This window comes from Candidatus Chlorohelix sp., assembly GCF_037138995.1.
Classification (GTDB): Bacteria; Chloroflexota; Chloroflexia; order Chloroheliales; family Chloroheliaceae; genus Chlorohelix.
In genome coordinates this window covers 1-1,692 of the sequence record NZ_JBAXHI010000108.1, presented here as the reverse complement: position 1 = coordinate 1,692, position 1,692 = coordinate 1, and the positions used below count along the sequence as shown (strand labels likewise).

The 1,692-nt window shown below is 45.2% G+C and carries 2 protein-coding genes; both read right to left on the bottom strand.

Annotation, left to right across the window (positions count from 1 at the left end):
* Positions 1 to 129: 129 nt before the first annotated feature.
* Positions 130 to 534 carry a single-stranded DNA-binding protein gene (locus WCK19_RS18480; protein ID WP_342398882.1) on the bottom strand — a complete coding sequence of 135 codons (405 nt, stop codon included), beginning with the start codon at positions 532 to 534 and terminating at the stop codon, positions 130 to 132.
* Between the two features lie 242 nt (positions 535 to 776).
* The gene (locus WCK19_RS18475; protein WP_342398881.1) at positions 777 to 1,100 is read right to left on the bottom strand and encodes a BrnA antitoxin family protein; all 324 of its coding nucleotides are present in this window, start codon (positions 1,098 to 1,100) and stop codon (positions 777 to 779) included.
* Positions 1,101 to 1,692 lie beyond the last annotated feature (592 nt).

Here is a 1,692-nt window from a genome sequence, read left to right as displayed (position 1 = left end):
CTAAAGTTCCAGCGGAAGACCCCAGACGCAAGGAGTGGAAACGGGCGGGTGATTCAATTATTTCTGATACTAGCACACAAAAAAATCAATAGACTTATCCATATTTTTGCATGGACAAGTCATTCTCAACTAAAAAGGTATTTCATCATCAAAATCCTGTTCATTAACTGGTTCAGATGCTTCAATTAGTTCATTATCAGATTTTCCAGAAACCTCTATTTTCAGCTTGCGTTTCTTAATATCATAAGGTGATAGTGAATTGTTGGCAGTAATCGATAAGCCGTGTCTAATTTCGCCCGTCTCTTTGTCAGTCCATTCGGTAGGTCTCAAAGAGCCTATAACTGCAAGCGGGTCATCTTTTTTAAGTAAGGAAATTTTTTCAGCTAATTCACCAAAACCAATACCGCTAATAGCTATAGATTCTCCATCATCAACATGAACTCTTAACAAAAAATGCACATAGTTTTTTCCTGATTTACCCGTTCTCAAAGAGGGTGCCTTTATTAGTTTTCCGCTTATCAGTGCGTCAATCATAATACCTTATCGCGTCAGCTTGCGCGTTGCTGCGCAGTTAGTGGCGGCAAATTGCCGGGGTCAAGGGTTAGTTTAACGGGACGGCGGCATAAAGCCGCATAAAATCGATGCTATGGCCGAAAATTTGCTCACTGGGAAGAGTTTTAGATTTTTGGCTAGAAATGGCTGTGAAAATTTTTTCGCCTCTCCTGATTCATCCTAGAGGGCTTTATCTGCTTTCTTTTCTCACTGCCAAAAGTTAGCTAGCCGTTTGAGGGTTTGTTGTTCTGGCCCTCGCTCTCATGGCCTTTCATGTAGGCCCGCAAAATGGCGTTGATGCGGGTTTGATAACCTTTGCCCTGCCCTTTCAGCCACGCCAGTACATCAGCATCAAGCCGGATCGTCACTACGGGCTTGCGCTGTGGCAGAACAAGCTCGGCGGTTTTCCAGAAAGCTTCGTCCGTGGGTATGGCATCAGGATCAGATTTAAGCGCGGCGTGAATGTCGGCATCGCTCAAGCGGCGCAGTTTTTCCCAATCGGTGCCATGTTCAGACACCGACGCGTTGCCAGTAGGCTCGTCGTTCATGTGGTTCTGACCTCCATGCTGAAATAATACGTCGTTCATCATCGTCACAATCGCTATAAATAACCGTGATTTCCAAGCCGTTCACAAGCCCAATGGCATAAACGCGGACTTCGCCATACTCGAAGCGATCGTCAACACGCTCAACGGTCGGGCTTTCAAAAATCCGTTTGGCGTCATCAAAGGCAATCCCATGATCTTTGATGTTGCGGCGATTTTTGGCTTCATCCCAAATGTATACCATGTTATGTATTTACACAATGTAAATATATATTACAAGCCATGTTTCCCCCTAAGTCCATCATTTCGGGTTAAATATCCTAGCGGGTGAATTGCCGTAGCGTAGCGAAGGCAAGAGGGGCGGCAATGAGCCCTTTTTAAAAAAGTTGTGAGCGATAGCGAACTCCTTCATCTGCTGCTTTTTCCGTTCCTGCTGGGGTGGTTTTTTCGCGCGCGCGGGTTATAAATAGGTTATAAAAGGTTATAGGTCGGCAAAAACACGCTTAAATTGTTGAATAATAAGGTTTTTATTGTTTTATGGCGTCCGCCCAAAGCCGTCAAAGCGTCCGCCCAAAGCCGTCAAAGCGTCCGCCCA